At 29.4% G+C, this 22830-nt stretch carries 13 protein-coding genes; 2 read left to right on the forward strand and 11 right to left on the reverse strand.

Annotation, left to right across the window (positions count from 1 at the left end; translation table 11 throughout):
• Positions 1-123: 123 nt before the first annotated feature.
• The 5 genes from AW729_RS00645 to AW729_RS00665 form a co-directional block, all read right to left on the reverse strand.
• Complete coding sequence (locus AW729_RS00645; protein ID WP_112123258.1) at positions 124-666, reverse strand: hypothetical protein; 543 nt, start codon at positions 664-666, stop codon at positions 124-126.
• A 270-nt stretch (positions 667-936) separates the two neighbouring features.
• Positions 937-3441, reverse strand: a complete 2505-nt coding sequence (locus AW729_RS00650; protein ID WP_112123259.1) for an Hsp70 family protein — start codon at positions 3439-3441, stop codon at positions 937-939.
• An 18-nt stretch (positions 3442-3459) separates the two neighbouring features.
• Positions 3460-4272 (reverse strand): hypothetical protein, encoded by an 813-nt coding sequence (locus tag AW729_RS00655; RefSeq protein ID WP_112123260.1) that lies wholly within the window; start codon positions 4270-4272, stop codon positions 3460-3462.
• Positions 4273-4374: 102 nt separating this feature from the next.
• The gene (locus AW729_RS00660; protein WP_112123261.1) at positions 4375-6072 is read right to left on the reverse strand and encodes a carboxypeptidase-like regulatory domain-containing protein; all 1698 of its coding nucleotides are present in this window, start codon (positions 6070-6072) and stop codon (positions 4375-4377) included.
• 192 nt (positions 6073-6264) lie between these two features.
• Positions 6265-8577: an ATP-dependent Clp protease ATP-binding subunit gene (locus AW729_RS00665; protein ID WP_112123262.1), complete on the reverse strand. Its 2313-nt coding sequence runs from the start codon at positions 8575-8577 to the stop codon at positions 6265-6267.
• A gap of 1155 nt (positions 8578-9732) precedes the next feature.
• Here AW729_RS00665 and AW729_RS00670 point away from each other — a divergent pair.
• Positions 9733-13023 (forward strand): toll/interleukin-1 receptor domain-containing protein, encoded by a 3291-nt coding sequence (locus AW729_RS00670; RefSeq protein ID WP_112123263.1) that lies wholly within the window; start codon positions 9733-9735, stop codon positions 13021-13023.
• Positions 13024-13035: 12 nt separating this feature from the next.
• The gene (locus AW729_RS00675) at positions 13036-15255 is read left to right on the forward strand and encodes a RyR domain-containing protein (RefSeq protein ID WP_112123264.1); all 2220 of its coding nucleotides are present in this window, start codon (positions 13036-13038) and stop codon (positions 15253-15255) included.
• Between the two features lie 599 nt (positions 15256-15854).
• Here the strand turns inward: AW729_RS00675 and AW729_RS11100 are convergent.
• From AW729_RS11100 to AW729_RS00700, 6 genes are all read right to left on the reverse strand, one after another.
• A complete protein-coding gene (locus tag AW729_RS11100) occupies positions 15855-16076 on the reverse strand; it encodes a hypothetical protein (protein WP_162685693.1) in 222 nt (73 codons plus the stop codon).
• A gap of 324 nt (positions 16077-16400) precedes the next feature.
• Positions 16401-16916 (reverse strand): DDE-type integrase/transposase/recombinase, encoded by a 516-nt coding sequence (locus tag AW729_RS11730; protein ID WP_394339575.1) that lies wholly within the window; start codon positions 16914-16916, stop codon positions 16401-16403.
• A complete protein-coding gene (locus AW729_RS00685) occupies positions 16838-17320 on the reverse strand; it encodes a hypothetical protein (protein WP_162685694.1) in 483 nt (160 codons plus the stop codon). The genes AW729_RS11730 and AW729_RS00685 overlap by 79 nt, the downstream gene beginning before the upstream one ends.
• 1022 nt (positions 17321-18342) lie before the next feature.
• On the reverse strand, positions 18343-19074 hold the full coding sequence (locus AW729_RS00690; RefSeq protein WP_162685695.1) for a hypothetical protein: 732 nt from the start codon (positions 19072-19074) through the stop codon (positions 18343-18345).
• 464 nt (positions 19075-19538) lie between these two features.
• On the reverse strand, positions 19539-19919 hold the full coding sequence (locus tag AW729_RS00695) for a hypothetical protein (RefSeq protein WP_112123268.1): 381 nt from the start codon (positions 19917-19919) through the stop codon (positions 19539-19541).
• A gap of 29 nt (positions 19920-19948) precedes the next feature.
• Positions 19949-21913, reverse strand: coding sequence for a hypothetical protein (locus AW729_RS00700; RefSeq protein ID WP_162685696.1), 1965 nt, complete (start codon positions 21911-21913; stop codon positions 19949-19951).
• Positions 21914-22830: the final 917 nt, after the last annotated feature.

A 22830-nucleotide genomic window follows, 5' to 3' on the forward strand; every position in this document is an offset into this window, starting at 1 on the left:
CAGGTGGAAATGATTTTAAATTAACAACTCTATAATTATATGTGTTTATAGTATACATTGAAGGATGTTGGGAATTCATCAGTTGGTTTGATATAAAAAAAAGTTTTGAGGGGGTTATTTTTTTTAATCGTTCATCAGTTTGTCAAGAAATTCATCAATTTTTAATATGTTTTCATCATCCTCTTTCATTTTAATAGCTGATTCTTCAGTCAGGTAATTGAAGATAAAATCCTCAAAGGAATCCTTGTCCTCTTCATCCAAGATGGTATAGATGAACGTTTTTTCCTGAGTTAACAGGACATGGTAGTATTCATCGAATATCTTGTTGAAGGTATCCTTACTTATGATATTTAGATCATATTGAAGATTCTTTTCATAGAACTCAAAAAACGTCAACAGTAACTCATAGAGATAATTGCGATGATATGTATTTTGGTCTTTGCTGGTTATGTAATCTGCAATAATCTTAACCGAATCGAATATGAACTTTTCCTCTTCATGAATAATGGTATCATTGGATATGTTGCTGATAATGTCTATGGCCTTTTTTAGGATGGTGATGAGTTTTAGGTCGATATCATTTTCCTGATTGTTGACATATTCTGGAACCGACAGAATGTAATGGTAGATATAATCACGTACCTTTCTTTCTTTTGTTATAGGCAATTGAATTCACCCCATGATTAAATTGTTATCTTCAACGATTGTTTTTATATGAATATTGAATATGAGTTTATTATATGTTTTGTAATTGAAGGTGAAGGTTATACTCATTGTTTTGTTTGATTACCCTTTAATAATTTGGAAGTTTATCCGTGATGATGTAAATTATATTCATCGTCAAAATATTATTATACATCAATGCTATTTAAATCATTATTTCAAATTATTTCATGTACATATATGTACTTAAAAAAAGGGGAAAAATGATGAAGGTTAATTTTTTTGCAATCTATTTTCATAGAATTTATCCTCTTCGTTATCCTCATCATCTTTAATTCGGAGATTATCAAGTTGCACTGCAATATCATATATTCTGGAGCAGTTATTGTTTGCAATGGCTTTTCGTCCTTCTTCTTTCAACTCATTTACTAACTCTTCATCTTCCTCATTAAAATCACCATAGAGCATTAATGAATTTAACGCTATTTTATTTTGTTCACATGGATCCATAAGATCATCTTTAACTTCCCTTAAAGCATTTTCAAGTCTATCTATTTTAATGTAGTCATTATTGTCAATAGCTTCATCGAGTTGATTAGAAATTCTTTCAAATTTTTCTTTATGTTCATAATTTCCCTTTTCGTCAACTATGCCTTCAACATATCTTTTGAAATATCTGATATCTCTTATTTTATCCTTTTGGCCAAAATAACTTTCAATGTTAATCAATAACTCATTAAATTTCTTAATAAGCTTATCAGCTTGGTAGATAGCATCTTCATCATTTTCAGAACGTTCTATGAAATCAGAAATATTCCCAATGAGATTTTCTTCTTCGATTTGATTGAGGTATGCGTCAATTTTATCATTAACATCCATCCTATTGCATTTGGATTTAATGATTTCATATTTATTCAGGGTATCCTTAAATTTATCTTTAATCATCTCCGGATCATCAAGAGTATCATATTCATGGATATCAAATTCGAATCTTTCACCGGTATCCAGTATAAAGACGTCAAATTTCATATCACGTGATCTGTCAATATCAACGGTAATGGTTATTTCACTATGTTTTGGGATGGAATTTTTAACTTTTTCTCCACCGATTAATAATTCACCGACCAATAAATTGTTTGAAGCCCTCCTGGCAGTTCCATTATATAATGGAATTGAAATATAACTGTCTTCATCACCCGCAGTAACCTTACTAGTTGTTTTAAAGACTTCCATTGTATGATATGGCAAAACGGAACCTTCTTTAGCCAAGACAAATAAGCTGTCATCGGCCAATCCTAAACCTAATGTATGAGGTAAGATAATAATTTGGTCATGACCCATTTTGTATTCAATTGAATTGGCTGAATCCTCATCAATTTCAACCAAGGCACCTGTTGAATCATATACCTTTATTGAATACTTATTTATTTCATCTTCAGGATGTAATTTAAATACGAATGATCCGTCATCTTGAACTGATATCTTACCCGTGCTTCTTTTTGTCTTTACATTGATTGATTCAATTTCAAAGCCTTCAAATGTTTCTACTTTATTTGACAATACTTTTCCCCTAACTATTAAATTCTCATTTATTGGTCCAATACCCTTATAATTCAATTCAAGTCCGAAATTATCCGTTTTGATGTCAAGTACAGGGTCAATCATGCTTCCAGCATATAATGCCGCACCTTTTGCAACAACAGTTATTGGGTCAATATCATATTTTAAAGGAATGTTAAAGGTTTCCTCAATCGTTTCCCTTATTACCGGACTAAGGGTTGAACCACCTACCAGTATAATGTAATCAATTTTATCTGCCGTTAATCTTGCCTTTTTTAATGCATCATTACAGTGGTTTATTGTTCTTTTGAGGTATGGAATCATGATTTTTTCAAGTTCATCCCTAGTTAAAGTATACTTAAAGTCATAATTTTCATCATCATGAACTAATAGGTTTTCTACGAATATCTTTGCCTTATCTGAATTAGACAGATATTTTTTACCCTCTTCGGCAGCACCCTTAAGTTTTGCAAATACTCTTTTGTATTTGGATTCTTTTCTATATAAATCTTCAAGGCCTAAGTCGTCACGTATCTTTTTGGCGAAAATCTTTTCTACGATATCCCAATCTATTAAATTTCCACCAAGACGTTCATCACCGGAGTGTGATAAATTTTTAAATTCGTCATTTTCTAACTTTACGATAGATACGTCAAATGTACCTCCACCTAAATCATATATCATCCATGTTCCATCATCTTTCAAATAATTGGAGTATGCATAGGCAGCCGCTACAGGTTCCATTATTATTGGAGTATATTTAAAACCTGCCAGTTCGGCCGCTTTTCTTGTTGCATTGACTTTAATCAATCCAAAATCTGCAGGAACTGTAATAACCGCGGAGGTTATTTCCCGGCCTATCTGATCTAAAACGGAATTTTTTAATTCCTTTAAGACTTCCGCAGATAATTCTTCAGGTAACATGTCCATATCCGCATCTTCAAAATGATATTTCTTATCCATACCCATATTTATTTTGAATTCTGCATAGGCGTTTGAATCATCGTATAATGATAGTCTTTTTGCTGATTCACCAACATCAATATGGCCTTCTTCATCAATTGCAACAGCAGAAGGAGTATAATTTCTACCACTAATCAGATTTGGAATTATTGGAGTATCATTACCTTGACAATGGGAAATGATGGAGGTTGTTGTTCCTAAGTCTATTCCATAATTTATTTTTCTTGTTCTTAATTCTTCAGAGTTATTTGTCATTTTATTCACCAACTATTTCTATAATAATCTTTTTTTTCCGTTTTTATTATTCGTATTTCTTTTGCCACCTGCTTTTCTAACAATTACCTGTGCCCTGGCAAGTTTATTACCATTTAAATATATTTCCGGTTTTCTGGTTTCCGTTATAATAGGCACTTCCAGATTGGGATCTGAATCTTCAAAAGCAAGTATATCCATATCCAAATGCACATCATACTTTTGACCTATAGGATTTTTTATTTCAAAGCCCCAATCGGATAATTTTGACATTAGAACATTATAATATTCTACCGTTGAATTAATTTGGTGTAATGAGTCATTAATTATCTTCTGACACATTTTAACGGATTTCAATTCATTAACCGTGTTTGAATCGGCTTTGGAATCATTCATATCCTTTAAGTATCCTTTCTCATACTTTGACAGTAACTGGCTTACGACTGTCAATTCATTTTCCTCTTTAAGGGTTGTAACGATATTGCCAATTTTCCAGGCATTTGTGATTAGTTCAACCATTATTTTCTTCATATCCGATGATACAACTGGGTTCTTGGAATCCAAGTATTGAACATCAGAGACAAGTTTGGCTATTTCATTTTCTATTACACGTATATGCTGTAAATATACCTTTTCAACTTCGGATAATTCTCTTTGAGAAGCTACATTTGATGCATTACGATTTACTCCATTATTCTGTATCCTATTATTCGGAGAATGATTTACCCGTTTTGTTTTAGGATTCCATTTATTGTTTTTATTGGTGTTTTTTGGATATTTCTTTTCCTGATTTCTATTAAACAATCCTTTCATTGGATTATGATTATTATTCATGTTATCACCTAAATTAGAAAGTAGCTGTAGCATAATATGCTAAAGATGCTAGAATAATAGCTACAACTAAAATGTATAATTTCTTACTGTATGTTAATCCGGTTACTTCATTCTTAAACGACGAAATAGAAATTTTTTTTTAAGTCTGAGATTTAGGTTTGACTCCTCTTGAACATCTATTGTCCCCTTATTTGAATAGTATCCGTTTTTTTGAACTTTATAGTTATATTTGCCTATGGGTAGTTTTATCTTGCAAAATCCGGATGAATCAGTTGTGCAAGTGTATGTTTTATCTGTGTAGATATTGCTTATGCTTACATTCACATCACTTAATGTATTGCCGTTTATATCATTAATGTTAATATCGAGTGAATACTCCTTTATTTTAGGTTTTTCTTTTCTGAGTCTAATGGTTAGATTTGAATCCTCTTGAACATCTTTTGTTCCGTCATCGGAATCATATCCCTTTTTTTCAATACGGTACTGGTATTTTCCCGGAGGTAACTTGCTGATTTTGCAGGTTCCTGAGGAGTCGGTTGAGGTAGTGTATGTTATATGTGCATCGATATGGGTAATGCTTACATTCACATCACTTAAGGCATTTCCATCACAATCACAAACACTGAAATCAATGTCATGTTCAACTGCTTCCAAAGGTTTTAAATCAGAAAGATCCGATTGAATCTTTTCTAATAACTTCCTATTTGTCACGTATTCCTCTAAACTTTCAAGTATTTCGATAAATTTAGAATACTTCTCTTCATCAGATGATTTCATGGATGATATGTTGCTTGCCGTTGGAATTTTATAATAAATGAAATCACAGGAGTCATTTATTACACTCTCGGATATTACATCATCCTCAAATGATTGTTGTAAGATTTTTAAATAAGGTAAAATCTTTTCATAATGTTTAAATATTCTATTATGCTTTATTTGTTCATCTGAGAAGAAAGTAATACCTTCTTGGCTTGTTTCTTCACTTTCCTTTATTGTTTTCTCGATTTCATCAATAATCTTAGAGGAAAATCTACCTATAACGGCCTTGTCAAATGGGGAATTCTTAATGCAATCAATATGTCTATAAAGATACTTCTGCTTTCTTTTACCCATTTTTTCCAAATTTAAATATTTTTTAATATAGATATAATTTATATTCAATAAGTCTTCGGGTAACTTGTCAAACACTTCATCTATAAACTCTTCATTCAAACGAGGATCATTAATGGAACATGCTCTTTCTTTAACATAATCTTTAAAAGTATCCAAACCAAGTAATTCAAACCAATACTTAAAAGATAATTCCAAATCATCAAATAAATTCTTATCTCCTATACCGTTATAAAAACCTTCCAATGCCATCATATGATATAAGACAGCCAAATTATGGATTGCAACTATGTTGATAGGATTCGTATTGGATCTATCCTCCCAATATTTAATGGCTTTTTCACACCTGTCTTCTTTTAAATATTCAACTATTTCTTCATCTAATCTATTGGCAGGTGTTTGAGGCCAAAACCAAAATAGTTCATCCATAAATCTTCTTTCAACATCATACAACCTATTTTTAGCATTTTGATATTCATTGTATGAAGGTTCCGGTCGAGCAGGTAATAAAAGAACCGTTTCAGACTTATCAAAAACACCTTCTAACGGTTCATAATCCTTAAAATTATTTGTAGACCTGTAAAATTCTATTTTGACAATACTATTTTCTATACTTGCATTACTGCTGTCAATATCCAAACCCAAAATTCTAAAACCATTTGTTCTATACATCTTTTCATCAATACTCATTTACCACACCTCACATGGATAGTCCATCTTTTCAAAGCTTTTTCTGCTAAGATTTGCATCTTAGTTAATTTATTAAATATATGAAGTCTAAAACTTCAATCATAGACATCATTTATTCCTGTTTTATTAATGAAGAAGAATATTTCCTCCTATGAAAATATTCTTCAACCATCACTTCCACATCTATCCAATTCATTTTTTAACACCCGACGTGATTTCAAAGCTTAACTTGTCATATCCGGTTGAAACGATAATCATCTCTCCGTCAATAACTTCACCATTAACTATCATATCTGAAATCGGATACTCCAAAAGTCTTTCAACACTCCTGTTAAGATATCTGGCACCAAAATTCTCATTATATCCCTTATCGGCAATATAGTCATACACGGATTTTTTAACATCAAGTCTTATTCCTCTTTCGGATAAGAGACGTTTGGCCAAATCATTAACATATAACTTTACCAAATAATTATAATCAGTCTTTGTCAAACGATTAAACATTACAACATCATCGATTCTATTGACCAATTCCGGTCTAATCATATTGGCTAAATTATCCAAAATGTCGTAACTGTCCATATCATCCCCTGTCCTACCGTATGCAATACCATAATCCCCTCCACTATTTTCAACAGTCATGTTTGAAGTCATTATGAATATACAGTTTTTAGCATTAACAGTATTGCCCTTTCCGTCAGTTAAACGGCCTTCATCGAATGCCTGTAAAAAGACTTCCAATATCTGAGGATGTGCTTTTTCAATCTCATCCAATAACACTATTGAATAAGGCTTAGTTTTAATGGCATTCGTTAAAAAGCCCCCTTCATCATTGCCATGATAACCTGGAGGAGAACCAATTAACTTTGAAATGGAATATTCCTCCTTATACTCAGACATGTCCAGTCTAATTAAAAATTTCTCACTTCCAAACAGGAATTTGGATAAAGTTTTTGACAGGTATGTTTTACCAACACCGGTAGGACCCAGGAATAAAAAAACCCCCAACGTCTTTTCCGGATTGTTAATGCCTGCATAAGAATTTTTAATTCTTTTAGAAACTTTTTCGATAGCAGAATCCTGGCCAATGACTTTTGATTTTAAAAAACCTTCAATCTTCCGGGCCTTTTCAAATTGGGATGCTTCATTGGAAATTGGAATGCCAGTCCATTGTGATACAACTGTTTTAATGTCTTCTTCATTAACTTCGGATTTGATAGTTAACGGGTCGGCGATATTCACTTCGGGAATAACCTTTCTTGAACATGCCTCATCTATCACATCCAAAGCTTTATCGGGAAGATTTCTATCATTGATATATCTGGTGGACAGATTAACGGCAGCTTCAATAGCCTTATCCGATATTGTTAAGTCATGATACTCCTCATAATCATCCTTCAAACCTTTAAGAATGGATAAAGTATCATCCGGACTAGGTTCTTCCAACATGATTGGCTGAAATCTCCTTTCAAAGGCAAGATCCTTTTCAAAAAATTTTCTATACTCACTTAATGTTGTTGCCCCAATCACCACTATATCCCCGTTTGCAAGAACCGGTTTTAAAATATTTGAAGCATCCAAACTGCCCCTAGCCGAACCTGCACCGAATACTGTATGTATTTCATCAATAAACAATATCACTTCAGGATTCTTTCTACATTCCCTGATAAGATTCATCATGTTTTCTTCAAACTCTCCCCGATAGGTAGTTCCAGCAACTAATGATGTTATGTCTATTTCAATAATCTGCTTGTCTTTAAGCAAATCATTCACTTGGCCATTGCTGATTTTATTTGCCAAACCCTTGACCAATGCAGTTTTACCTACACCAGCTTCACCGATAATCAAAGGATTATTCTTACTATGCTTATTTAAAGTTCTAATCATTTGTAATATTTCAGTATCACGACCGATAACAGGCATCAATTTGCCCTCATCAGCTAATTGGGTTAAATTCACCCCATAATTTCTTAACAGGCTATTTTGAGGTAATTCAAATCTGGATTTCATTTCAATTTTTAATTCATTTCTTAATTTATCTAAATCAATATCCCGTTCATTAAAAAACCTTTCAATAGTCTTGGAAGGATTATTTAACATGGCTTTAATTAAATGAACACATCTGATTTCATTGCTGTTCATTTTATCTGCAATCAATGTTGCTTCATTGAAAATTAACTTGCATGAAACGGATCTTGAAATAAATGGAGAAATGGTTTCATTATTTCCCACACCTTTCAGCTCTCGTATACCTCGTCTTATTGAAGAAAGTTCTAAGTTGAATTTTTGGAAATAAGCCGAAATTTCATCATTTTCCTCTTTAATCAGATTAGCGAAATCATCATTAACATTAACATGATCTTCTTCAGTTAAAGACGCTTCCTTTTCAAGACTGCAAATACCAATTAACAATTCGTCTTCCGATAGATACTCTTGTTTAAGACTTCTTGCCTCGGCAGAACCTATTTCCCAAGCTAAATATACACATTTAGATAATTTTCCCATTCTTAAAACCTCCCCACATATACCTTTTTAATTTTAATTACATTACCACTCATTTTTAATTTGTTATATTATTCTATTTCCCAAAAAATATTTAATAGTAAAAAAGTAATTTCTTTAAACACGAAATATTCAAAAATACTTTAAAAGTTATTTGAAATCTATTATGGAATGTTCAATAACCAATTTAACCCCTTTTTAATCATTTTTTGGATAAAAAATTATAAATATCATATTACAAGTATTAATTACATAGGATATTCTCTTAAAAAGGAGGTAATCTTTGTTCTAAATTTACTAAATTATTATTTTTATTCCAAATAGCACTGTTTAACAGTTTTTATCTTTAATAGGAGCTTGATTTATTTTCATTAAAAAAAGTTTATGGGGTCAGTTAAGGTTTATGTTGGTTTTTGTTTAGATTGTGGGTTTTCATTTTTTTTATTTAGTTTGTTTACTTATTTTTCTAGGGGTTTCATTGGGTTTTTTCATTTTGTGGAAATAGCATTGAGGGGTACTACTTTTAATGCTTTGATAATGAATTTCTATGTATTTGTGCCATCTGTAGTAATGCTTTTGGTTGTTTATCTTTGTGACTTGCTTTTGGGAAATCTTTTATTGTTTTGCATAAATGCTGTCAAAACATCTTTTATAAAATTTATCGTAAAAAGTGTTTAAATAACAAATCTTTCTATAATTTAACTGATGTATAAATGATGTTATTACTTATTATTGATGTGTATTTGTATATTGACTGATGATTGAGAATAAGACAAATAAGTTGTTAAAATACTGAAGTTTCAACTATATTTTCAACACAAACTAAATTATCATTCAAATTCTAATTTAACCAAGTTTGATTTTCAATAGTCACGATAACTTATGAAACAACAATCAAATAATCAGATGTTAAATTAAAAACATTAAAAACAATTCTACCTTATTAACCCCATTTACAACAATTTAATTTTATCAAATAATTGTAAATCCCCAAAAGAGTGCTGGTAGTTAATGTAATAAATTACTTTATACAACTTAAATATTTCTAAAAAGATAAATAAATCTCATGTGTAAAGTTCAAGGTCTTTTTTTGCAAAACACGTAATGCTCATGAATAATAGAGTGACAATGAGATAAACTAAGAATTAAAGTGATAACATGCTAAATGAAAAAAATAAACCATTGAATGCGTATGAGGGGGATGAACCATACCTTTTCGTAAGTTATGCTCCTGAAGATGAACATGTAGCATTCCAAGAAATCAAACGATTCCAAGATATGGGATACAATGTATGGTATAATGAGGATAATAAAATTGAAAACAAGTTAAAATACAGTACAGCTCTTAAAAATTGTTCTGTTTATGTGGTTCTTTTAACACATAATTCTGGATACAATAATAAAATAATAGAAGAAGTGAATTATGTTTTTAACCTTGAAAAAAATATTATTCCTATTTATCTTGATGAAACAAAAATTGATATTATAATGGAATCTACTTTATCTGATAGTAGTAGGATAGATAAATATGAATTAAAAGATATTACTCAATATATGTTTAAATGCAGAGAAACTTTTATGAGTTATGGTCTTCAATCAGGTGTGGATGCGTCAAATAATAAATCTCATTCTGCTATTAATCGTGAACCTCTTCCAGCTTTTCGTGGTGAAGGTTCATATATGTTTATCAGTTATGCTCACATAGATTCTAATCTTGTTTTTCCAGAGATTAAGCGTTTTCAGGATATGGGGTATAATGTTTGGTATGATGAGGGGATTTGTGCTGGAAATGAGTGGCTGCGTGATGTTTTAGAACATCTGGTTGATAGTGATTTATTTGTGGTATTTATAACTAACAACTCTGTACTATCAAAGAATGTTCAAAAGGAATTAAAATTTGCTGTGAGCAAGGAAAAAAATATCGTACCTATTTATCTAGAGGATTTTGATGAAATTGATATGGATATTCAGTTGGATTATGAATTATCACAGTTACAAGGAATATTAAAAACAGACCTTGACGATGAAAGTTATATCTCAAAGTTTACTGAAGCTTTTCATAGTTTTGGTTTTGACCCCGATTATGGAAATATTTTTGAAAAGATAGAATTGAAAACTCCTGAAGAAATTTTAATAGATGATTCTTTGAAAAATGAAGTTTTATATTCTGATATTAATTCAAATAGTATAAAACGATATATTGATGAATTTTTTGATAATTTGGTTTTATCTGAGAATAATCCTAACGAATGTTCTTATAAAGATATTTTAAAATTAACAATAAACAATTTTTTAGATAACAAATATATGTATACTGCATGGGATGTTTATTATACTTTTTTCAGTATTTATCAAATAATTTCTTCAGGTAAATCCTCTTATGAAGGGTTAATTGATAAAAATGTGACTTTGGATATACTTGAGAAAATCAAAAATTTTACTGAGGATATTCGTTTGCAGAAAAATTTATTCATACACTCCGTAAATGTATTTGTTCTAGGTTTAGCAATCTATTCTGGAAATAGAAACTATAAAAAAGCATTCAATTCCTATGTAATTGGTAGTGGGTATGAAGAATATTATAAAATTGATGATGAGATTAGTAGTGAAGAGTTTTTATACCGTTGGGGAATGACTTCATTACTTCATGATATTTATTATCCATTTGAAAAGAATGGTAGGCGAGAAAATCGTAATATTTATGGGGTATTTGATAATTTTTTAGGTGAAAACAGAATTATTAGGGATATACATGATTTAAATGAAATTATTAAAAAAGAACCTTTTAAATTTACTGATAATTATGAAAAAAAATATCCTAAAACAAAGTATTTCAATTTATTTAAACCTACAGAAATAATTGCCCATAAAATTGCCCATAATTTTAAATTTGATAATGAAAAGTGTAACCTTTTAAGAAATCATATAAATGATTTTATTGCCCATATAAAGGATACAGAATTTGCAGAACATGGTTTTTTATCAGCACTTCTTGTTTTAAACATGTTTGATTATCAAATTCAAGAATATGCTATCTATGATTATAATCTACATGAATATAGTATTAATCCTGATTTATTCTTTTATCCAATAGCAGATAGTGCTGTAGCTATCTTCTTACATAATTATTATAAATATTTCTTACAAAAAGAACCATTTAATCAAAAGCAACTAAATCCATCACAAAATCCATTAGCTTATTTATTAATTCTTTGTGACAATGTCCTAGAATTTTATAGACATAAAGATTTAAATACGGAAGATAATATCAACGAATTGTTTATTTCACAATTGAATGATGAGAGGTTAACTATTACATGTAAGGCTAGTAGTTATTCATATGGTTTTGGATTTTCCAATGAATTATATTTAGATAATCTCCTTGATATTCCATATATATTTGATGAAGGTGTCTGTAGTAAAACAGATTTAACTAATGTGAATGAAGAGGACATATTAACATCAACAAGTGATTTATCTAATAACACAGTATCAATGAGTCTTATTGAAGAATTAGCTAAAGCTGTTCATAAACAGTATCAAATATTATCCAATAAACTTACTGATGAATCTCAGATAAAGAACTATAAATTTGAAGAATTTAATGAGTTATCTCCGCAGGATAAGGTTATTAATATGGTTCAATCCAAATCAATACCTGGGAAATTAAGTAGCATTGGATATGAAATTACTGATATTATTGATGAAAGGGAGGATATTGTTGAATTTTCTGAGGATGAAATAATTTATATAGCTAAAGTAACGCATAAAGAATGGTATAAAGATAAAAAAGAAAATGGTTGGGAATATTCTAAAATAAAGGATGATAAAAAACGATTAAATCCGAATTTACTTCCTTGGGATAAGTTAAATGAAGAAGTACAACAACAGAATACTGATTTTGTCAGTTCTATTCCTAATATTGTAATGGATATCGGATTAAAGATAGTTCCATCAAAACTCAGATTACTGACATCGGAGATATACAAGTTATCTTCAGAAGATGAATTTAACACATTAACAAACAAAGAAGAACAATACGAAAAGATAAATGAATCTACAGATGATAAATTTGACACATTATCCCTAGATATGAAAAGATTAAACTTCAAAAAAACAGATCTGATAATTGAAACATTATCAATGCTTAATTATTATCTTGTTGATAGTTCTTATAATACTGAAGAGATAACCTTCCTAGAAAATGATGAAGCAATTTATCTGGCACAGGAATATCATAAGAAATATCGTATGTTAAATTATAGTTTAGGATGGAAACATGGGGATAACTATGATGAAGAGTTAAAAACAAATCCTTATCTAGTCAAATGGGATAAAGATTACTTATCTGCAGATTATGCAAAAATACAAGTTAAGATTTTCAAACAATTACCTGATTTCTGTAAAAAATTGAATTTAAAAATCATAAGGAATACTTATGAAATATAAGAGGTGCGAAAAATGACGGAAAATAATTTAAAAATATATGTTGACACATTCTTTGATGGACTAAAATTATCTGAGGATACTGAAGAACAAAATTACAAGGGAATGTTAAAAGCAAATATTGATCTTTTCTTTGATAAGGAATCATTATATCATGCATATAATGTTTATGAAACATTCTTAAGTATTTATCAAATAACTAGTGAATCAGACTCAAAAAATATCCAATATATGAATGATGCTAATATTCCATTTGATTGTGTTAAAACAATGTTTAAATATGAAAGCATGAGTAAAGAAAGACCTTATGATAGTTTAATACATTCTGTTAATGTATTTCTACTTGGACTAGCAATATATGCACAAAATAGAAATTATAGGGAAATATTTGAAGAAAACATAAAAAATAGTCCTTATTTGGGATATTATATTAATAATGATGAGATTTCAAGTGAAGAATTCTTATATCGTTGGGGAATAACTTCACTTTTCCAAAATATTGCTATAAATATAGAAGTGATAGGAAAATCGTTACAAAAATTATTAAATGAAGAACTCAATACCATCATAAACAGAAAAGGGGATAATATACTTCTTGATTTGTTGAATTTTCAAAAATTAGATTCAAGTATTCAGAATAAAACTTTTCGCAATCAATACATCAAAGAATATTCCGATGCTAAATTTTTGGAATTCAAATATAGTGATATGTTGACACATAAATTATATTTGAACTTTAAATTAAATAAACGACAACAAAATCATTTAAAAAATATCATAGAACGTTTACTCATCGATTGCTCTTGTGCTAAACATAATTCCACAGATTATAGTGTAATATCTGCAATAATTATATTAAATATATATGAATATCTAATACAGAAATATGATAGAAATCCTGATTTGTTCTTTTATCCAATATTGGATAGTGCAACCGCAATTCTCTTAAAAAACTTTTATAAGGATACATTACAGGAAGAACCATTCGAATTAAAACAATTAAATCCAAATCAAAATCCATTGGCGTTTTTATTAATATTAAGTCACAAATTGATGAAACCTATTAAAGCAGTTGAAGTAGATAAGAGACAACATAAAATAGAACCAGCATTATATATCAGTGATGATAAACTTGATTTAAAATATGTGGTAAAAAAAGGAACTATAAATATTAATTCAGATGATGTAAAACAAGAATTAAAAAATGTTTTAGATTTATCAAATATATTTCATGAGGAACTAACACTTGAAACTTCTATGGAATCTGAAGAATTATCATTAAGGGACAAAATGAAATCTGAATTGGATTTACCAAATTTACCTATGAATCTTGTGTATAACTTAGCAGAAGGGATACATGACCAATATGTTAAAGTTATAGAAGATGCTTATAACGAAGCTAAAGAAGATGAAATCGATATACAATTACAAGAATCATATGATAATTTATGTGAATTCGAAGAATTACCATTAGACCTCAAAATAACTAATTTAAGATTAGCAAGATTAATTCCAAAGGAATTAAGTTTAATAGGATATGAACTAGCATATGAATCAGATAACAGAACCTCTGTAAATGATTTTTCAGAAGATGAAATCAATGATATAGCTATTTTAAAACATGAAGAATGGGTTGAAGAAAAAAAAGGTACTGGATGGACATATGATTCAGTTAAAAGTAACAAAAAACGAACAAATCCTTATTTAGTATCCTGGAAAGAATTAAATGAGGAGTTACAACAGAATAATATAGATACTGCAAGAAGTATACCTCAACTAATAGATTCGATAGAACTTAAAATAGTTCCAACAAATAAAAGAGAACTGGCACAAGAAATACATAACTTTTACCATGATTATGATGAAAGCTATTCATTTGATAAATTATCCTCAGATGTCAAATATTACAATTTTAAACACATGGGTTCCTCTATAAAAAGATTAAGAAGAAAAGGTTATAAAATAGTAACAAAAGAGGATGAAGGCAAAGCAATAACTTCAATTGAAGAAGAAATAATAGAATACCTATCAGAAAAAGAACATCAAGAATGGATGGAGGATAAAAGAAATAATAGATGGATATATGGAAAAACAAGGGATGAAACTAAAAGAACAAATCCATACATGGTAGATTGGGAGAAATTAGACCCTAAAAAACAAGAAGAAAATAGAATCACATACAGAAACTATCCTCTTATATGTGACAATGTAGGATTAAAGATTATTAAGGAATAACTTTCATTCCTCGATTTACTTTTTTCAATAGTGTTAGATGTGTGTGACAATTATACTAATTCGTTCTGTTTTTCTGTAATTTATTTGGTTATTTTTTTTCTATAAGCATCTTAATATTTTTCATATTATGTATAATTTTAGAATTAGTGGTTATTGAAAATGTAGTTGAACTGTTATGACTTTTTTCTGAGAAATTTCTGAATTTGTTGGTTTACACTAAAATATAACACTGTTATATTCTTTTTGTGTTAAAAGGAGGATTGATTTATTTTTAGTTAAAAAAGTTAATGGATTGGGATTGTTTTTATGTTTTTTATTGATTGTTGTTTAGTATAGTGTGTTTTTGTTGATTGGTGTGTTTTGTTGGCAGTGTTCAGAATCTTACTGATATGTTGACATAATCTGGTAAAATTTCTTGATTTTCTGTTGTAAACTTAATTTTCATCAAAAAAATAGTATTATTATTGCCGTAATCCGTATTAAATTAAATTATTTAATAACGGATATTATTATTTTATTAATAGGTTGTTCTGAAGTTTTATTTTTTCTTGTATGGGAAAGATTGTTTGTAAAATTAATATTGTTCTGGGGGTTGTCTATTAGAATGTTAGGAGATTTATTCTAATAAGTGGTCCAGTATGACCCAGCACTTGTCGGTGCGTCCATCGCAGTTGACTTAGCATCATTCTTCGTTTGACGCCTTTTTCTGTTCTGTAGATTCTTTTTTTACATCCTGGTAGTGTTATTTTGTAGAATCCTTCAACTTTGTTGTTTGTGCGTGGAATGTCGTTATTTTCTATATGGTTTATGAGATTAGGCATTACGTCTTCGATTCTTTCTAGGAATTTCTTTATTTTATTGGGTATTCGTTTATCGTTTAGTAATTTGTTATATCGGTTGATTGCTGTTTTTTCTTTTTTGGATTTGAATGTAAGCGATACTCGTCTTTTGAATGTTTTATAATGTCTTAATTCTTTTCGTTTGTTTTTTCGTTTGTTTTTTCGTTTGTTTTTTCGTTTGTTTTTTCGTTCGGTGATTAGTTTTGAATTTTCATGGTTTAGGTTTGATTTTTCTTTTATGTGTTTATTCCATTCTTTATCTTCTTTGGATGGTCTTCCACTTTTTCCTTTATCGAGTTGTTTTAATTATTCTAGTCGTGCTTTATTTTCTTCTTTTTTAGAGTTAATGTATTCAATTCTGTTTTCGAGTGTGCGGATATCCTTTTTGATATCATCCATTAGGTTTTTCATTATGTGAAATACGCATCTGTGATGTATAGCTCCTAATACTTCTATTATGCATGGATAAGAGTTGTTTCCATCTGTTGTTATGGATGTTACTTCTAAATCTTTTAACGATCTTTCCAGAAAATCCTGGATTGTGTCTTGATTAAAATCATATTTATGTATTAATTCATTGTTGATTACAAGATTGTTTTTATTGTCGATTATTGTCATTCTCATAAATAATTCCCCGTTGATGAATATGTATTGTTCATCATAGCCGTAATGACCTGAAGGCTTGATATTGAGTTTGACTATTTCTAATTCTTGTTCTTTTCTGATTTCTTCTATAAGTTCATCTATGGAATCATCTGTGAATAAAACATTGTTTCTCTGTTGACACTTACTCCGGTTAATGCTTTTAAGAATTCTGATAATTTATCATTAGATAAAAACTCGATTAATGATAATTTAACACCAAGTTTTCTTATTTCACGATTAAATGAACAGAATTTATCAACATCCTTTAATTTAGATGCATATACATAATGAGTGTGATGCTTATTACAACATTTATATCCACTAATACGTATAGGAATCATTTTATTATAGTTAAATTCATAACTACTATTTTTAACCAGTCTAGCTCGACAATGAGGACATACCATGTCCTTTTTAACTAAACGAATTTCATCAAAATTCTCTTCTTGGAAATCATTACTGTAAATGATTCTTAAACTATGTCCTTCATACAAATTAAATACTTTTTTTCCATTATCATCGGAAGTTATAAATCCATGTTTAAACAGAATATTATCTGTAGGTTCTTTTTTAACGCACATAATAATATATATGAACCTACACATTTATAAAGGTCATATAAAGCTCATTTTCACTTGAAATAATTTATAATTGATTAATTATTGTTATAAACCTCATGAATCCCAATAAATTAGAAAAATAGCCATCTTATGAAAGATACTTAATTTGATAGTTATTCTCCTTAAAATAATCAACACTTTGCAACAAAGATAATAATATAATAATGCAAACGATTAATTTAGTACAAGAAAATAAAAAAACAATTTATTACTCAGTAAAAAATAAACGAAGGACAATTTCAAGTGTAAACAAAAAAATAAGTAATATTAATTAATATAATAGTAATACAAGTATGTTTTATCAGTAAGATTCTGAACACTGCCCATAATTGTTGTTTTATATTTAAATTATCAAATATATTCCTGTACATTGGATATAAATCTGTTGTTATTATATTTTCATCTATTTTTATCCAATTTTTAATAGTAGTGTGTTATACATTTATATTTAAGAATATTTTGAATTATGCTTGTATTTTTATCAATGAATGATATCCTTTTTTCATTATTTCAGGTATTTTATCAGATATTTGTTTATTTTTAATTATTTTATCTAAGTCACAATCAGGACATTGGGGATTAACATATTTAAATGCATTATTTTCATCTAATTCTTAAGAATAATCCTTAGAAAAAGAAGATTAATTATTTAAATGTTTATTTAAAATTTCATCAAAATTAGGTTTTCCATCATTAAATCGAAAAATTTAAGTTGAATAAAAGGTATGCTATTATTAGGGATAGATTTATTTCCAGTTCATATCTATATACTTATCTCTTTTTCAATAGGTGATTAATGCTAATTTTTAATTTCAATTTATAAAATAAATATTATTCATTCAAATAGCATAATTTTCATAATGAAACTATCTTTAATTAGAAAATTAAGTATTTAAAAACCAATATTAATGGGACAAGAGGATATATTTTTTTTTCGCAAAAAAAGCCTATACAATTTTACAACATCAAAAAAAATATAAAAATTAGTATGGATTTAAATCATACTTTAAATCCAATTGCTCAGTAAATTCCATATACCTGTTTTGAATAATAACCTCATTAACACCTGCAATATCTCCAATTTCTCGTTGGGACTTTTGTTCTCCTAAAATATTACTGGCAATAAATAATGCGGTAGCAGCTATACTTGTAGGACTACGATGATGTGTTAAACCATTTTCCTCGGCTTGTTTAATTATTTCAATAGCTTTTGATTGAACTGCTGTGGAAAGATTTAGTTCACTGGTAAAGAATGAAACATATTTAACAGGAGATGGGGGAGATTCATGTTTTTTTAGTTCACGTGTTAGGTGTATGTAAGTATTATATAAATCCCTATATCTTACATGGCAAACTTCCATAATTTCCATCTCAGTTATAGGAACATAAGTTCGACTACAAGCATCATATATGGAAGCGGCAATTATCAATTCTGTTTCAGTGTTTTTGAAAAATTTTTTTTCTAATGCACAACGACAGATTTTGGCAGCTAGTTCAATAACGCTTTTGGGAAGATTTAGTTTTGATGCATCATTATTTAATTTATTTAATGCATATGTCAGGTTATCTTCTGTGTTACCACATGAATTAGATTCTGTAACGAGATCTTTTATTTTTTCTTCATTTTTAGATTTCTTTTTCATAGGTCTTTCGTGATTTAGTTTCTTGGAATGGTCCTTTTTTTCTAAAATGCTTCTTTTATTTTTATTATACATGACAACAATATCCTCCATATGGGTAGAAATTTTTTTTAGTTTTTTCGGATTTTCTGTGAGTTATTTTGTTTCAGTTACTTTTTTAGTAGTGTTATAAACTTCTTTCAAAGTTAATATTTTTCTGACATTTTGCATTTATTTTGTGTAATTTGTTTTGGACATATACATTTAATATTATATTTTTTATAATTTTGGTATATCTTTTAATATTTTTGATGTTAGTAGTCATTATTAATGATGTTAATCTGATGACTGTCTAAATAATTATCGATACTTTTGATTAAATTATCAGTAATGCTAATGGAATTTGCCCAAGTTTTCCTATTTTTTTGTTGAATCATTGATGTTTATGAATGGGATTATGTAATTATTTATCCCAATCTGATTATTAAGATAATCATGGTTAACCAATAAAAAATAAGAAATATGGGGGTTATGAGTTGATTTGTTTTAATTAAAACAATTCAGAGCTCTTCATATATTTTTCGAAGTTCTTCCACGGATTTTTCAGATAATTCCTGATCCTGTTTGTCTTCAATGATAGAAAGTATCTTCTGTTTGCGAGAATTGTTAATTACTTCCTGTTGGCGGCGTTTGATTTCAGCATCCTTCATTTTGAAAATGCTTTTAACTATTTCAATCTTTGTTTCAACCTCTTTTATCTGAGGACTGTCCTCTTTATCCATCAGTGAATCTATCTGAAGTTCTTTTTCCTTCTTCTTAAGACTTATATATATGCAGTTAAGATCTTCCAATTTTAAGTCAAAAAGATCTTCTACACTAATAAGTCCTTTAAATTCAAATCGGTATTTGTTTTGTAGTGATTCTATCCAAATTTTGTTCATAATAATCCTCTCCAAATCTCCATTTTTTTTTATATTATAACATTGAATGTTCTTTCAATGTTTTCACTTTTAACCTTGAGTGTTATAGTGTTTCTCTGTGTTAATGAGAAACCCACTCCACTTAGCTGATTTTCTGTTTCTTCAACCTTTGTGACAGAAGATAATGCCTCGGTAACACGTTTATGTTCAAGAAGCTCATTTGACAGGTATTCATTAAACCATGGCCTTGCCTTGCCCTCATTGACACAGTCTTTTAACATGAAGAATACATGTTTGTTTCCTATGTTATTTGTTGACCAGTAGTTCGGACTATAGCAGATAAGAGATACTGGTATGAATGTGTTGTATGTCACGTTCCATTGCGTTCTGTTTGATGACTGGTTATCCAAAAGGCTTTCCAGTTCAAATTCATTGTCATCATTCAGTAGTACCTTGGCAACGTCAACATATTCCTTTTGGTTTAACTTGAATGGATAGTTGAAATTGAATATTCTTCCATCAAATTCAATCTCAGCATTAAATCCATCATCTCCCCCACGATAGTTGAACTGATGTACACGAAATAGGTATTCACCAGGGGTCATTTTTGATCTGTCTTTGAATTGAATGTTTTCAACCGCAGGCTTGTTTTTCTCTGGATCTATTATATCAACATCCAGCCATCCGCCTGTTTTTGAACTTTTCATCCTATTAAAGTATATCTCATTATCGTCTGGTTCCGTGCAGTGAGCATCAAGGTCATTCTTATCCCAATCACCGGTATTCCATTGGATTGAAAATCTTAAGTCAACGTCCACATCTCCACCCATGGATTTAACCTGCTGTTTGATTTCACTATCGGATAGGTTGTTGATGTATGTCCAGCTGAATGCATTACTCCATTTGAACATACTCGGTGCGTCGGCATTTACTGGGGCAATAAGTGATACGAAGTTTTTTCCAAAATCATATGACATGTATAGCTCCACCTCTGATGCATGTGGAAGAACCTTTTCAATAAACTCATCCAAGTTGATTTCCTGTATATTATCAAAGTTTTGAACTTTGTGGGGTATGAATTTCTCAAGCTTATCAAATATCCCCTCAGATTCCTTAAGCTGTTGTTTCACATCCCTATTTGCAAACAATATATCGTTGATGCTGATATCGGTTATGTTTGCATATCTTCGTGGGATACTATCTATAAAGCCCAATTGTTCAATTTTTTTCCGGGCATTTTTAATCATTTCCTGGGTAATGATTGGTTTTGGTCTTTTATAGTTTGTAGGTGCAACAATTTTTTCATACTTGTTAACAGCATCTTCAAGGGACATTCCACTTGTAATGTCACTTAAAAGTACACCGATACTATGATTTTTGATTCTGGACGTCATTGCTCCCAATTCTATACTTTTAATCCAGTAAAAAGTATTTTCATCACAGCCTTCCATATTTTCATATTCCTCGAGGTAGTTTTTGAATGTTTCTACAAGATACTTCCATTCAGTTGCCCGGTATAGGCTGTCTGTTTCTATCAGTTCCAATACTGTGTTAACAGCATATAATGAAATATCTGACGTTGATGATTCCAGTAATGTTCTGTTGGTCCGTGCTTCCATCATATCCTGATGTGTTCCAATGAATTTTTGTGGAATATCCAGATAATAATGGTTATAACGGGTTACCGTTCCATCATCCAATAATTCCCTATCCTCTTTTGTTCCTAACCTTTCAACATTTGATAAGAATATGTCCCTTATTGGAGCTTGCTTAATAATCTTATCCAATTGTTCAAAGACATCATTAAGTTCTTCTACACGTTCACATCCAAATAGTGTAATGTATTCAAGGGTATTCTCATCAATTGCAACAATATTTGCTGCCTTATGGAAGAAATGACGACATGCACTACATTCATATACATTATTTGTTTTGTAGATGGGATTGATATTGTCTGGAACATTGTTGTAGTATAACTTCCACAGTTTATCCCATTCAACATCTACTATGAACAATTTTCTACATTTCATGTTAGTGTTGAAATGATCATTCATATATTTAATTTGTTTTACGAAATATTCATCTGAGATAGTATCACAACCTGTTATATTCATTTTCCATTATAGGCTTATATTTTAAATATTATTTATATGATTGAAAGAAAAATCTTTAATACTTTTGAAATAATAATAAATTGCTTTATTATTTACATAATTAGTGTAATGGAGTGTAATTTTAATTAAAATAATCATCTTCATGTTATATTTTAAAATTATAATAGGGGTGCAGTTTTATAGTAAATTATTTTGTTTATGTTATAAAAAGTGGTAACTACAGGATTTGAACCTGTGTAGGCCTTAGCCTCAAAATCATTATTATTATCGGTTTTGTGCGTTTGACCGTGCTCCGCCAAGTTACCATATTAATAAATTTGTTTTTGGTTTTTTTTTCTACATCTTTTTTTGTTTATGTTATAAAAAGTGGTAACTACAGGATTTGAACCTGTGTAGGCCTTAGCCTCAAAATCTATTATTATCGGTTTTGTGCGTTTGACCGTGCTCCGCCAAGTTACCATATTAATAAATTTGTTTTTGGTTTTTTTTTCTACATCTTTTTTTGTTTATGTTATAAAAAGTGGTAACTACAGGATTTGAACCTGTGTAGGCCTTAGCCTCAAAATCTATTATTATCGGTTTTGTGCGTTTGACCGTGCTCCGCCAAGTTACCATATTTAATTTGTTCTTTGAACTTCTACTACTAACTTTATACCCATTACTATAAAAACGCATGAAAGAAAAATGTTTACACCCTTTATATTTTGTATTTAAACATTTTGAAGATATATTGATATAATATGAATCCTTTTTTATAATATCCTCATAATATATCTATTTTTTTTTGTTTATGGGAGTATATTGTCCATATATTTGAA

It is taken from the genome of Methanosphaera sp. BMS (assembly GCF_003268005.1).
Lineage (GTDB): Archaea > Methanobacteriota > Methanobacteria > Methanobacteriales > Methanobacteriaceae > Methanosphaera.

Bases quoted from the DNA above. Each gene is read 5' to 3' on its own strand.
- AW729_RS00650 (WP_112123259.1), bottom strand. From the start codon at position 3,441: ATGACAAATAACTCTGAAGAATTAAGAACAAGAAAAATAAATTATGGA.
- AW729_RS00655 (WP_112123260.1), bottom strand. From the start codon at position 4,272: ATGAATAATAATCATAATCCAATGAAAGGATTGTTTAATAGAAATCAG.
- AW729_RS00660 (WP_112123261.1), bottom strand. From the start codon at position 6,072: ATGAGTATTGATGAAAAGATGTATAGAACAAATGGTTTTAGAATTTTG.
- AW729_RS00665 (WP_112123262.1), bottom strand. From the start codon at position 8,577: ATGGGAAAATTATCTAAATGTGTATATTTAGCTTGGGAAATAGGTTCT.
- AW729_RS00670 (WP_112123263.1), top strand. From the start codon at position 9,733: ATGCTAAATGAAAAAAATAAACCATTGAATGCGTATGAGGGGGATGAA.
- AW729_RS00675 (WP_112123264.1), top strand. From the start codon at position 13,036: ATGACGGAAAATAATTTAAAAATATATGTTGACACATTCTTTGATGGA.
- AW729_RS11100 (WP_162685693.1), bottom strand. From the start codon at position 16,076: ATGCCTAATCTCATAAACCATATAGAAAATAACGACATTCCACGCACA.
- AW729_RS00685 (WP_162685694.1), bottom strand. From the start codon at position 17,320: ATGTGCGTTAAAAAAGAACCTACAGATAATATTCTGTTTAAACATGGA.
- AW729_RS00690 (WP_162685695.1), bottom strand. From the start codon at position 19,074: ATGTATAATAAAAATAAAAGAAGCATTTTAGAAAAAAAGGACCATTCC.
- AW729_RS00695 (WP_112123268.1), bottom strand. From the start codon at position 19,919: ATGAACAAAATTTGGATAGAATCACTACAAAACAAATACCGATTTGAA.